The 13,684-nt window shown below is 27.3% G+C and carries 10 protein-coding genes; all 10 read left to right on the top strand.

Annotation, left to right across the window (positions count from 1 at the left end; all coding sequences use genetic code 11):
- Positions 1 to 53: 53 nt before the first annotated feature.
- A complete protein-coding gene (locus tag CA_RS06050) occupies positions 54 to 2,234 on the top strand; it encodes an SF1B family DNA helicase RecD2 (RefSeq protein WP_010964457.1) in 2,181 nt (726 codons plus the stop codon).
- A 62-nt stretch (positions 2,235 to 2,296) separates the two neighbouring features.
- Complete coding sequence (locus CA_RS06045) at positions 2,297 to 4,126, top strand: ATP-dependent helicase (RefSeq protein ID WP_010964456.1); 1,830 nt, start codon at positions 2,297 to 2,299, stop codon at positions 4,124 to 4,126.
- Between the two features lie 28 nt (positions 4,127 to 4,154).
- Positions 4,155 to 4,457: a hypothetical protein gene (locus tag CA_RS06040; protein WP_010964455.1), complete on the top strand. Its 303-nt coding sequence runs from the start codon at positions 4,155 to 4,157 to the stop codon at positions 4,455 to 4,457.
- Positions 4,438 to 4,662 carry a hypothetical protein gene (locus tag CA_RS06035; protein WP_242663045.1) on the top strand — a complete coding sequence of 75 codons (225 nt, stop codon included), beginning with the start codon at positions 4,438 to 4,440 and terminating at the stop codon, positions 4,660 to 4,662. The genes CA_RS06040 and CA_RS06035 overlap by 20 nt, the downstream gene beginning before the upstream one ends.
- Positions 4,663 to 4,704: 42 nt before the next feature.
- Positions 4,705 to 7,140 carry a hypothetical protein gene (locus tag CA_RS06030; RefSeq protein WP_010964453.1) on the top strand — a complete coding sequence of 812 codons (2,436 nt, stop codon included), beginning with the start codon at positions 4,705 to 4,707 and terminating at the stop codon, positions 7,138 to 7,140.
- A 373-nt stretch (positions 7,141 to 7,513) separates the two neighbouring features.
- Positions 7,514 to 7,702, top strand: coding sequence for a hypothetical protein (locus tag CA_RS06020; RefSeq protein WP_010964451.1), 189 nt, complete (start codon positions 7,514 to 7,516; stop codon positions 7,700 to 7,702).
- A gap of 13 nt (positions 7,703 to 7,715) precedes the next feature.
- On the top strand, positions 7,716 to 9,320 hold the full coding sequence (locus CA_RS06015) for a hypothetical protein (protein ID WP_241393165.1): 1,605 nt from the start codon (positions 7,716 to 7,718) through the stop codon (positions 9,318 to 9,320).
- A 64-nt stretch (positions 9,321 to 9,384) separates the two neighbouring features.
- Complete coding sequence (locus tag CA_RS06010; protein ID WP_010964449.1) at positions 9,385 to 10,344, top strand: hypothetical protein; 960 nt, start codon at positions 9,385 to 9,387, stop codon at positions 10,342 to 10,344.
- Complete coding sequence (locus CA_RS06005) at positions 10,345 to 12,114, top strand: terminase large subunit domain-containing protein (RefSeq protein ID WP_010964448.1); 1,770 nt, start codon at positions 10,345 to 10,347, stop codon at positions 12,112 to 12,114. It abuts the gene before it with no gap.
- A 280-nt stretch (positions 12,115 to 12,394) separates the two neighbouring features.
- Entirely contained in the window at positions 12,395 to 13,624 is a 1,230-nt protein-coding gene (locus CA_RS06000) for a hypothetical protein (protein WP_241393167.1), read from the top strand.
- The last annotated feature ends 60 nt before the right edge of the window (positions 13,625 to 13,684 follow it).

The following is a 13,684-nucleotide window of genomic DNA, read 5'->3' as shown; positions in this document are numbered from 1 at the left end:
TTTTTTAGAATACTATTAGCTGATTTTAAATAGCCAAGAAAGGATATGATATTTTGAATAATGATAAGCAGCATTATACTTTTACGATAATACCTATTAGGAAATTATTCTACAATGATGCAAACAATTTTGGTATATATACATGTACCATAGAAGACAAACAGGATGTTTTTAATCCTAAAAATACCGTTATAAGCGGTACTATGCCATCTTTAGAATTAGGCAAAGCTTATAAAGTTATGGGGTTTGAATTTATTCATAAAAAATATGGACAGCAATTACAGATAGAAAATGTTGAAATTAAAAAATTAAACTCTTCAGCAGATGAAAGGAATTTTTTAAAGAATATAGTTACTCTAAATCAATATCAAGAGATTATAAAAATTTATAAGTCTCCTATAACTGCTATAACTTCTGGAACTTTTAATATAAGTAAAGTGAAAGGTATTAAAGAAAAATATTTTGAAGTTTTAAAGAAAAAAATAATAAAAAATTTAGAATACATGAATTTTTATTCTGAATTTACAAAAATAGGTTTTAATTTTAATCAAATGAAAAAAATTATAGATTTTTATAAGGGCGGAGAATTATCTTTACAAATAATTAATAAGAATCCTTACAAGTTGTATATGGATATAAAAGGCTTTGGATTTAAAACTGTAGATAGTATAGCTTTAAGTATGGGTATTGAACCTGATAGTAATTTTCGAACTAAAGCAGCTATATTATATTGTTTAGAACAGAAAGAGCAGAATGGCGACACTTATGCTTTTATAGAAGATATTCATCAGCAAGTTGAAAAGCTACTTAATATTAAAATAAATGATATAAAAAACTATTTGGATAAAGAATATTATTATTTTGATGTTTTAAGATTAGCAAAAAGAACAACTTGGGAAACAGAAAAGGACATTTCAGTAAGATTAAAAGAAAAAATAAATAATTCGCAAAAACTTTTTACGAATAATGTTATACATTTGATTCCTGAAATAGAACGAATTTTAAGAATAAAGTATGATGATAAGCAAAAAGAACTTTTTTATAAAATAAATGAAAATAATATATTAGTATTAACTGGGTTTGCTGGTACAGGAAAATCTAGTGTATTAAATGGATTACTAAATTTATTTGATAAAAAAAATATAACATATAAGCTAATGAGTCCAACTGCAAAGGCAGCAAAAAGAATGGAAGAATGCACAGGTAAAAAAGCTAGTACAATTCATAGAGCATTAGGTTTAGCAGAAGGAAAATTTTTAGTAAATGAAAAAAATCCCTTTGCCGAAGATGTGATTATAATAGATGAGACAAGTATGGTTGACATATATTTATTCTTAGCGGTTTTAAAAGGTATAAAGAATACAACAAAACTTTTATGTTTAGGCGATTATGGACAATTAGAAAGCATATCAGCAGGAAATGTATTATTTGACATGATTCAAGGAGGAATTCCATGTGTAAAATTAGAAAAAATTTTTAGACAAAAGGAGGATAGTTCTTTATTAAATGTAATTACAAATATAAGGAATGGAGATAATCCTTTAAAAAATACTCACAAAACTTATTTAGAATTAGGACGAGACTGTAAATTTTGGTTGGGTAAAAAAGAACAAACTTTATCAAGAGTTTTACTTTGCTATAAAGAATGTTTAAAACATTTTTCAAGGGAGGATATAATGGTTTTATGTCCAATGAAAAAAGGAAATTCAGGTGTAAATAAATTAAATCAAGAACTACAAAAAATAGCAAATTCTCAAAATACTGAGGAACTAAAATTAAAAGATTGTGCATACAAAAAAGAAGACTTGGTTATGCATATAAAAAATGATTATAATGCAAATATATTTAGTGAAGATTGCAAAGATACAATAGCTAAAGGTATTTTTAATGGGGATGCTGGTAAAATAGAAAAAATAGATTTAGAAAACCAAAAATTATACGTGTCTTATGATTCAGGTATTGTAGAATATGATAATTCTAATCTAAATGAATTAATGTTATCTTACGCATTGACTATTCACAAAGTACAAGGATCTCAATCTAAAGTTGTAATAGTAGCCTTAGATATGTCTCATTATAAAATGTTAAAAAGAAGTCTATTATATACCGCTGCTTCAAGATGTGTAGAATTATTAATTTTTATATGTGATCCAAAAGCATTTAGTATTGCACTAAATAATAATCAAGTTACACACAAAAACACTTTTTTAGGAGAACTTTTGAAAATAAGTTGATTATTGACTTATTGCAGTTAGTATGTTATTATATATATAATATTAGAAAGAAAGGATTAAAGATGGAGATAAATAAGCAGCAAAAAGAAGTTATAAACCTTAACGAAGGTATTTATTGTGTTAGCGCTGGCGCTGGAAGTGGAAAAACTTTTTCGTTAGTTCAACATATAATTCATTTAGTAAATGATTTGAATATTCCACAAAGTGATATTCTGCTAATTTCTTTTACAAGAGCAGCAGTTAATAATCTAAAAAAAAAGTTAGAAGAAAATTTTATTTATGACGTTTCCGTTCATACTTTTCACAGCCTATCAGCTAAGATACTTAGCGAATATGGGTTGAATGTTTCAAAAACATTACCAGTTTGGAAGATTCAAAAAGAATTTGAGAAAATAAATTCTAATGTTGAGACAGAAAAAATTTTATCGTGGATTGGTTTTCAAAAAAATCATGGAAAAACCCCAAAAGATAAATTTTATCCGATAGAAACAGATTATACAGAAACTGAGCTTAGAGCTATGTTTAAACTTTATGAAAATTTAAAAGAAAAAGAAAACTGTTATGACTTTGAAGATTGGATTATTTTAGCTTTAGAAAAGTTAAAAAAGCATCCCCGTAAATGGAAATATGTAATGGCTGACGAAGTTCAAGATAGTAATGATTTAAATATAGAGATGATCAAACTAATTTCCAAGAATCTTATTTGTGTTGGTGATGTTAGACAAGCGATATATAGTTTTCGTGGAAGCAGTCCTCAATTCTTTTTAAATTTTGATAAAGAATTTAATGGGGCAAAAATACTTCATTTAGATATTAATTATCGTTCTAAAAAAAACATTGTAGACAAAAGTAATAAATTCATAAAACCGTATTTTAAAGATTATAAATATTATTCAGATAGCATAGCAAACTTTAAAGATAATGGAGAAATAAAATATTTTTCTTTTGTGAATAAGTTAGAGGAATCTGAAAAGATATCTAATTTAATAAAAGAAAAGATAACAAAAGGTGAAGATCCTAACAATATCGCTGTTCTCTATCGGTTAAATGATGACTCAAGTTATTTAGAATGTGTTTTAAGAAGAGATAAAATACCTTATTATATTGAGAATGATTCTAGTTTTTTTAAAAGAAAAGAAATAGCTGGAATTATGGGATATTTACGATTAATTCAGAATTCAAAAGATGATGGAGCTTTTTTAGATGTCTGGAATCTAAGAAATATTCCATTAAAATATATGTCAGGTACAATTTTATCAGATATAAGGAAGCAATCAGTAAAAGAAAATAAAAGTTATTTTGAGATTTTTAAAAAAATGGATTTTAATAAAATGTTTCAAATAAGATCAAGAAATGATTTTATAAAAAGCATTGAGAAATTAAAACATAAGAATAAAGTATCTATAAAGCAATTAATAGATGATATAGTAAAAGAATTTAATTTATATCAATGGATAAAAGAAAAATATCCCAATAAAGATGAGCAAGAAGAAAGAAAAGGTTCAATAGACGTTTTGAAATCTTTCATTGTAAATGATGATTTGCAATTTTTTATAGATTTTGTACAAACATCAAATATGAATATTAAGAAAAAAGATAAAGATGGAGTAAAGCTTATGAGTATCCATAGATCCAAAGGACTTGAATGGAAAAGTGTTTTTGTTATTGGAATACAAGATACTAGGTTTCCCAATGCAAGAAATGGCTTGAATGAAGAAGCCAGATTGTTCTATGTTGCTACTACTAGAGCAATTGAGAATCTTTATTTAAGTGAAATTGGCAGAAATAATTCTTTTATATGTCAGTATAGAGATGGTGTAGGCTTACAAAGTAGGGCTGTAGATAAAAAACAATTTAAGAAAGAATTATCTTCTACCACTTATGGCAATTAGTATATAGAAAATATTAGGAGGATTTTAAATGATTTTAGAGTTTGGAAAAGATTATAGAATACGAACAGATGAAAGAAATTTTATTCTACAAAAAAGAGGTGGAAAACCTTCAAAAGCAACACCTGACTACAATATTATAAATCGAAATGAACGCTGGATAGATTGCTTGTATTTTGGTAAGTTGAAATACGCAATAGATCAGATATCTACTGAGATATTAAAAGAGAATACTAACATAAAGATTATATTAAACAAATTAGATGAAGTAAAGAATATCACATGCAAATTCATAAAAGAAATGGAGTCCAGAGGTGAGAAAGTTGAAATGTAATTGTTCTAATTGTGTTTATGCTGGTAGCATATTAAATGATGGGGATCAGCAATGCCTAAGACGAACTCCAAAACTTATTATAATAGAAAAAAAGAATATTTACAAAGAGTGTCCCTGTCACCATTTAAGAGAAACTGAACATTCTGATGATGGATTATTTACACCATCTTTAGAGACGAGACTTATGTTACGACTATTTAAATAATTTTGGATAAATGACTTGTATCATTATGTATGGAGGGATTTAATGAAAAATATGTTTGATGTAACTAAAGGTTGTTATATAAACTCCCTCCAAGCTTCTTTAGTCATGAATCATATGGAGTTTGGAAAGGATATATATACAAAAAAATATCTAGCTTCTCTTGATTATAGTCTAGAACTTATATATCTATACAACATATATAATAAATCGGTAAAGATACTAGATAGGCAAGTTTCTGATGTTATTATAGATATAAAGTTTTCTAGGAATCAAAAGGATAGTAATAATAATGTCATTAGAAATAAACGACAGCTAAGAAAAGAATTGTATGAAAATGGTTTCGTTCTTAATGGAGTAAAGTATATACGGTATAAAAGAACTACTGCAAAATCTCGAAAAGGACATTGTTTATTTATTATAGAAAAATTATATAAAAAAATGATAAATTGGAGTAGATTAAATTTACATTTTGAAGAAAATGAAATACTTGATTTGCCTTCCCTTTTTGCATATGAAAGTTTACCACTGTCTTCAATTGAAGACATTATAGAAATTGATCCTGAGTCAATTTTGATAATAGATGATATTGAAAGTAAATTTTTCAAAAGATGTAGTGTTACAAGATTAAATAAAGAAACTGGCTTATTACAAGCAAAAGATGAAGAAATTGAATTATTTAATAACCTGTTTGATGGACAAAGTTTAGTAGATAAGTCTATTTTTGAAAAGGCTGTTAGAAAAGATAAAGGAATGATGTTACTTAGAAAACAAATGTTTAAATCTTGTGGTTTCAATACAAACATACAGGAATTCTTTGAAGATAATAATATTCTTTTAGTTAAAGATATGTTTGGTGTAGAACATTTAGCAAAAGATATAAAAATGATTATAACTCCATCTTCTTTAAAATTTCTTAAATTTTCATATAAATTCTCTTCAAAAAGAGAATGCTTTGAATATTGGAAAAAACATATTTCTAATGTCTTCGGTATTGTAAAATCAGAACATAAAAGTAAATATAATAATGGCAAAAATAAATTAGCCTACCAACATATTAACAGCTTACCTCTTAATTTCAATGATGTTCAAAATTTAGCACAAGATGAAATAAATTATGTAAAAAAATTAAGAAATGACATTTCTGAATTCAAGAAATATTGTGGATGTTGCGAAGATAGCGGATTATTTATATGTGCTGCTCTTTCAGTAAATGATAATTTCCAATATACAAAATTATTTAAAGATTATAGGAAATATCTAGTAAAAAATTATATAAATAATAACCTAAGATTGGGAAAAATCAAGATACAAAAAGCTGATTATTGTACAATAGTTGGAAATCCTTATGAAATGCTACAAGCAACAATAGGTAAATATAATCCAAAGAAATGTATCTTTTCTGATGGGGAAGTTTATACACCATTATTTAAAGATAGCGAAGAAATTGTTGGTTTTAGAAATCCTCATGTTTGTTCAGGGAATGTTTTATTGGTAAAGAATAAATATGATTGGAGATTAAATAAATATTTTAATTTCACAGAAAATATTGTTGCAGTAAATTTAATAGACTTCCCTTTGCAGGATACCCTGCAAGGATCAGATCAAGATTCTGATACGGTATTACTAACCAATAATAAGATAATATTGAATTCAGCAAAAAAATGTTTTGGAAAGTATAATATACCAGTAAATAGAGTTGAAGCAAAAAAAAAGACAAGAAAATATATTGTTGAAGATATTGTAGATGTAGATTGCACAATATCAGAAAATCTAATTGGACAAATAATTAATTTAAGTCAATTTTTAAATTCTTTATACTGGCATAATAAATTTAATGGTATAAACATAAAAATGCAACAACACATTTATAATTCGATTTCTATTTTGTCTAGCATGAGCCAGATTGAAATTGACAAAGCAAAAAAATTATATGATGTTGACATGAAAAAAATGCTAAAACATATATACACTCAAAAATTTCTTATAAAAGACAAGGATACTCAAAAAATAATACGCCCTGCTTTTTTTAAATATGCTGGTCAATCTAAATCTAGTAATTTTAAATTTATGGATACCCCAATGGATTATTTAAATAAATTAATAAACGATATTCCTCGTGGAAAACATACAAAGCTAATAAAGATAGAGGATATCTGTTGTAAAAGTATAAAAACAAGGGGGTATGCAAATACACAAATAAATTCCATAAAAAAGATTTTTGAAAAAGCTCAAAAACAAATAAATGGTGCGAGAATGAATTGTGAGAATGATAAAGAAAGTGAAAGAAAAACCAAAAATATAATAAGGTGGGTAAAAGCTGGATTAATAGAAAAAATGTCAAATAAAAATATAACTTTACCAACAATGAGAGTTATATTATTCAATTTAGATGATTTTAAAAATTACAAAATGCTTTTACTAGGTACTTTGTTTGTAACTCATAAAAAAGTATTGCTAGAATGTCTAAAAAATGCATAAAATCATTGTAATTTTTTTTGAACACCGCATGAATAAAGGGATAAAGCTATGTTGAAAAGTGGTATTATGGTAGAGATAAAGATAATTCTCTACCTGAGAGTGATTTGGAATAGATCATTTAAAAGGGGGTTTGGTCAGCCTACTGGACATTGTAGACCAAGAAACGTGAGAGTTACTATATTGAATTTTAACTCAATAAAAGTTTCGTTTGTTCTGAAAGGGGAACGCTTAAAAAACCTTAATTTTATTAAAATACAATAGGTCAGGAATTGCTTTTATGTTTTTTAAAGCTATTTCTCCTATTGAATATTTTTCGACTTACGACAATTAGTATATAATATATACATAAGTTTATTTTGGGAGGTTTTATTTTATGGTAAAAAGCGAAAGAACAACAGATTTCAAAATAGAAGGCAAAGGTGAATTGACTATAACTGATACAGGTTTTGATTTTAAAGATGATAAAGGGACAAAAAATATTTCTTTCTCTAAATTAAGAGATATGTTTTCTGGTAAGAATGTTTCTTTTGTATTTAAACAACAAAGGAAAGAAACGCTTTAATTAATAAAGAGAGGTGAAGCTTGTGAATATAAATGGATTAGAAATAGATGATAAATTTGCACAGCATAAAGATGAAGATGATTTTATTTATAAGCTTCGTCTTAATAGTGCTAAATTAGATAAAGAAATTGATGTTGATTGGGAAGATATAGTTGAATTTCTGGATTTAAGCATATCAGGAACACATTTGAGAAAACTTAGTTATGGCTGGAGAGAAGTTTTAGAATACTTCCAACTTAAAGGTGAAGATGGATGGAGCCAATTCAAAAAGTTTTTGCTAGATTTACCTGATAAAAATAGACAATTTAAAGAATTTAAAGGTGAGGAAAATGTTTCAAGTAATTCTAAAACACTTGAAACATTATGTGGATATTCTAGTTGTTTATCTAATCCAGAGGACAAAATTCAAGTGTTTGATAATGGCACAAAATTAACTTTTAATGATGGCAAGAGAGAAGTTAAAATTTCTAAAGATAAAGTTAAGAAAATCAAAGAGTTATATTGTGATGATAATCCTTTGAATATAAATGAGGTTTGCAGAAAACTGAATATTCCTAGAAGAGATTTTAATATGGTGAAGACTGGGTTAAATATAGTACATAATGATGTGCCATATTTGGATCAGGATATTACAGATAATAATATAGACAGTCTTGTTGATACGACTTTAGAAAGAAGAAAAGAAAAGTATTTCATTAAATTGCAGCAACAAGAAATTAGAAAGATGAAACAAGAGTTGGGATACTACAGAAGAGAAGATTATATTTTTAATAATGTAGTTAAAAGACTTAATAGTATAGTCATAACACCTAATAAATATAATGCTAAAATAAAGAAAATTGGCAAGCATAGAGAAGCTTTAATTGATTTAATGGATTTACATTTAGGAATAAAAATTAATAACTACTGGAATAAATATTCTGTTGATGAAGCAAAAAAGAGAGCAGAATTTTTAACCAGACAGGTGATACAAAGGTGTGCCGAAGCAGGAGCGAATGTATTACACTTAAGCTGTTTAGGCGATTTTATTAGTGGACTTATTCATCAAAGTTTACACTTGCAACAAGAAATAGATGTTGCGCAACAAGTTGAAGTGGTAGCAGAGATATTAGAAAAAATGATTGCTGAATTTGCTGATTCTAATGTTTTTGATAAAGTTGTTGTAGCATCTGTAGTTGGGAATCATGGTCGAATGATTCCCCAAAAAGATTCTTCTATAGATAGAGAAAATTTCGAATATCTTATTTATTGGGGTATTAAAAAAGGTTTAAAGAATTTAAAGAATGTTATTTTTGAAGATAATTTTTATGATGATGGAATTATAGTTAAAGAAATTTGTGGAGTTACAATTTTTGAGTGCCATGGTCATAATGGACAAGTAAATAGAATCGCTGGAGATTTAAGTATGATGATTAAAAAGCCAGATGAAATTCATTTGGGGCATTTTCATCAAAATAAAAGTTTTGAAAATATTTGCGTTGAGATATTTATTGGTAGGTCTTTCTCTGGCACAGATGAATATGCTAAAGACAAAAACTTATTTAGCAAAGCTGGACAAAGACTATTCCTTTATGAGGATGGCAAAAGACTAAGTATTCAAGATATTGTTTTTAATTAAAAATATATGGGAAGTTTAATTCTTCCCTATTTTTTTATTATATTATATGAGAAGATATTCATGTATGGAACATGGGCAGATTGTAAATCTGTCGCAAAAGCATTGTAATTTCAATTCTTACCCTTCTCATCAAAAAATGTATAGAAAAGGTGATGTTGTGGCAGTTTTTACCGAATGTATAAAATGTAACAAAAGACAAAAACTATCATCTTTTTATGTAAATAAATTAAATAAAACAAATGAAGGACATGATTTTTGGTGTAAAAAATGTGTGTCAAGCTTTGTAAAAGACAAAAATAGCTTAATTGAATATTGCAAGAAAAATAGAAGACTATTTAAAGAAGATCTTTGGAGTACTCAAAGTGAAAAAATCAAAAATAAATATAAAAATAATTTAGAATTCGAAAATCTTTCTGCTAAACAACAGAAAGATTTTTTATTGAACAAAACAATAAAGGGCTATTTTGGTTCAATGAATAGAGTAAATTATTACTCTTATGATCAAGGTCAAGATAAAGAATTATTAAAAAAAGATATAGTTATAAATAGATCTATTAGTGAAAATGTAAAAGAAAAAGATAAAAAGCCTAAGAAAATATATTCACAAAAATGGATAGGAACATACACTCAAGAACAATTGGATTACTTAAATGATTATTACGAGGATTGTTTAAAAGACTTTAATATTGTTACCAGAAACCATAAAGATTACGCAAGAAAAATTGCTAAAGCAAGTTTAGTCATGGATGAATCTTATAATGACATGATGAATGGTATTAGTGGAGCAGATAAAAGGTATAAAGAAGCAAAAGCTATTTTTGATAGTTTAAGTACATCTGCAAAATTCTCAGAAAAAACCAGAAGCATAAATGATTCTGCTGGTTTTGATAATTTAGGAGAAATTATTCTTAATTTAGAGCAAAATGGATATTTGGCAAAGAAAATTATATTTGATGATCCAGATGATGTTGACAAAATTTCAGCAGACTTTAGGTGGACACTAAATAGCATTGGTGATGGATAAATGAAAAATTTTTCTCAAAAAATATACAAAGAAAACAAAGGGGTATATAAAGATCCTTCTGCTGCTGAAAGTAATAAAATTGTTAAAGAAAACACTGTAGAAAACCCAAAAGAATGGGAAAAGCAGGTTTGGTGGTGGAGACAATATTTGGATATTTTCATAGAAAATTATTTTTCTACAGAGAAATCTCCTGTAAGGTTTTATGATTTTCAAAAAGTTATAGTAAGAGAATGTGGAAATTGCTCCATAGTTCGAGATACAGAAGCTCGTTCTATGGGAAAAACTTTCAAAATGTCAAGAGTATTAGCAGGGCTAGCAATTTTATATCCTCAAAATAAAATACTAATTGTTTCTAATACAGTTAGACAAGCTATTTTAACTGTAAAATATATTAACGACTTAGGTGAAGAAAATGCCAATTTTGCTAGAGAAATAATACAACCTATTAAAATAAGCAAAGATGGAGCTAAAGTAAAATTTAAAAATGGCTCAGAAATTGAAGCAATGGCTATGAACAAAGATGGCAGTAATATAAGAGGAGAAAGAAGGAAGATAATCTATATAGATGAATCAGCTTGGGTTATGAGTAGCGTTATACAGTCTGTTTTAATTCCAATGCTTCGATATAATAGAAAAGTTGTTGAAAATAATAGATTAAAAGGACTTGCTTTTGAAGATTTTTCTTCAAAATTAATAGAAACAAGTTCAGCGTATCTAAAGAGTTGTGACTATTATCAACGATTTAAAGAAACCATACAAGATATTAGAGATGGGTACAAAGATCGTTTTTGTTGTGCTCTGTCGTATAAAACCGCTGTAAGATGTGGCATAGTTGAAGAAGATTTTGTTTTAGAACAGAAAAAGAAAATGCCATTATCTGTTTGGGAAATGGAATGGAACTCTAAATTTGTAGGAGAAACTGAAGGTTCATATTTCCCTTATGATTTAACAGAACCATGTAGAGATTTTTCCCATGTAGAAATACAACAACCTAAGAACTCTATGTCTAGGTATGTTTTATCTCTTGATGTAGCAACATCAGAAGATAAAAAAGCAGATAACGCTTGTATTACTGTTATAAAAATAGTTCCTAAAAATGATGGAACTTATGAAAAATATATTGTTTTCATAAGAACTTATCATGGCTATAGTTTGGAAATGCTTGCAGAGCAAGTTAGGATAACTTGTTGTAGGTTCCCAAATATCATAAAAGTAATTATAGATGCTAATGCAATTGGTGAAGGTGTAGTATCCCTATTAAATATACCTTACGTTGATGATTTAGGACGAGAATATCCTCCTTTAATAAAAGATACTATCGAAGTTTCAGATTCACGAAAGGCTATAAATATTATTAGTGCTATAAAAGCAGATAATAAGAAAAATGAAAATATGGCAGTTCACACTTTATTATTTTTAGAAAATCATTCTCTTCATATACCAATACCTTCTGTAAAAATCAGAAGACAGATTGAAGAACAAAAAATAATAATAAAAGATGATACTGGAACAAAAAGAAAGATATCAAAAGAAGAAGTAGGCGTTTATATAGAAGCTGATGGGTTACAAATGGAAATGGGGAATATTGTTAGAATTAGAACCGCAGCAGGAAATTATTTATATGATGTAAAAAAGAGCACTCAGCATAAGGATAGATACTCTTCTCTTGCTATGGCTTTAGATTTTATTTTTAGTTTAGAAGATAAAAACAGAGGAGATGCTACAGAGAATAGCGGAGATAACTGTTGGGGTAGAAGTATGAATTTTTAGTAAAGGAGGAGTAAAAATAGGTAAAAGAAAAACATCTAAAAACAATATAAGTAATAATTTTTGTTTTGGAGCAAGTCTAGCCGAAGACGACATTGAAAACATTAGGACATATGAAAATAGTACATTTTCTTATAGAGGAATCCCAAGAGGTTATTCTATAGATACTCTTTTGCTAAATCAAGAAAGCAACATAAAACAATTGTTTGAGTTATGCACATATTATTATGCAAAAGAACCCCTCTTAGCCAACTCGGTAAAAAATGTACTTGTACCTTTTAGTATGAGTAGCTGGAAACTAGAAGGAGAAGATGGGGAAATAAAAGACCAGATGCTTGATTATTTAGATAGTATATCAATAGACGATTTATTGAGAGATTTGTTTCATGATTTCTATGTATATCAAAATCTTTTTGGATATATAAAAGAAAATGGTACTCCAGAACTTTTTGCTCCTTGGAGAATAAAGGTATCTTCTATCGCAGAAAACGGAAATCCTGTTTTGGAATTTAGCATAACAGAGATACTTAATAAGCCATATTCTATTACAAATCAAGAGTTTATAGACACTATTTCTAAAGCTTATGATGGTTACCCAATAGAAGTTGTTAATGCAATAAAAGGCAAAAATTGGTCAAACTCTGGTACTGGATGGATTCAATTAAATCCAAAGCATACTTTTTGTATACAAGCTGTAAAAAGTAGATGGAGCAAATATGCAACTCCTGTTATTTGCTCTGCCTTAGAAGCTTTAGGTAAAAAACAGCTTATAAGTATATATGAAGATAGTCAATTAAATAATGGAATGAAATCTTTTCTTCAAGTAAATGTTGGAGATAAAGACCATAAGAAAACTATAAATATAAATGATATTGAACAAGTTGGGAAAATATACAAAGATGCAATTAATGGTTATCCTCTTGCTGTTGTATCTTGGAATGTAGACTCTCAATGGAAAAATATGGATACAAAAAGTCTGTTTGATAAAAATAAATATCAAACTGTAAATGAATCCATTCTTAGTTCTATTGGTATATCTGCTATAGTTGTTACGGGAAATGGTGGAAGTGGTTCTTTTGCTCAGGCAAGTATAAATCTTAGTACTTTAGCGAAAAGGATAAAAGATGGTCAAAACAAAATTGCAAAATTTATAAATTTACTTTTAAAAAGAAAATTTTCAGGAAGAAGTAGTACTTCGGATGGAATTCCTTCCTTTAAATTTGAATCCCTAAATTTACAATCGGAAAAAGATTTTAGAAGTGAAGTTATGCAGCTTTATACTTTTGGATTATTAAGTAGAGAAACGACCTTATCTGAATTAAAATTCGATTTTAAGCAAGAAAAGAAAAGAAGAGAAAGTGAAAATAGTGAAAATTTAGATATTGTTTTCTCTGTTCCACCATCATTTAATCATCAAAGTTCAAATAGTAGTGGAAGACATGAAGAAGAAAATTCAGATAAAGATAAAAGTTTATCTGGTAAGCAGCCAAAGCCTAGCACAGTATCGAATTAAAATTTCGTTAATAGTAAAATTATATAAAATGGCTTTTTTATTTTTAAAAACTATATAGTA

Source organism: Clostridium acetobutylicum ATCC 824, assembly GCF_000008765.1.
In the GTDB taxonomy this organism is placed as follows: Bacteria; Bacillota; Clostridia; order Clostridiales; family Clostridiaceae; genus Clostridium_S; species Clostridium_S acetobutylicum.
The sequence above is the reverse complement of the archived record's forward strand: the minus strand, read 5'-3'. Positions and strand labels throughout refer to the sequence as shown.

What these genes read in the sequence shown, in the direction of transcription:
- CA_RS06045 (WP_010964456.1), top strand. Translation starts at nt 2,297, where the DNA reads ATGGAGATAAATAAGCAGCAAAAAGAAGTTATAAACCTTAACGAAGGT.
- CA_RS06020 (WP_010964451.1), top strand. Translation starts at nt 7,514, where the DNA reads ATGGTAAAAAGCGAAAGAACAACAGATTTCAAAATAGAAGGCAAAGGT.
- CA_RS06000 (WP_241393167.1), top strand. Translation starts at nt 12,395, where the DNA reads ATGAGTAGCTGGAAACTAGAAGGAGAAGATGGGGAAATAAAAGACCAG.
- CA_RS06030 (WP_010964453.1), top strand. Translation starts at nt 4,705, where the DNA reads ATGAAAAATATGTTTGATGTAACTAAAGGTTGTTATATAAACTCCCTC.
- CA_RS06040 (WP_010964455.1), top strand. Translation starts at nt 4,155, where the DNA reads ATGATTTTAGAGTTTGGAAAAGATTATAGAATACGAACAGATGAAAGA.
- CA_RS06010 (WP_010964449.1), top strand. Translation starts at nt 9,385, where the DNA reads ATGGAACATGGGCAGATTGTAAATCTGTCGCAAAAGCATTGTAATTTC.
- CA_RS06005 (WP_010964448.1), top strand. Translation starts at nt 10,345, where the DNA reads ATGAAAAATTTTTCTCAAAAAATATACAAAGAAAACAAAGGGGTATAT.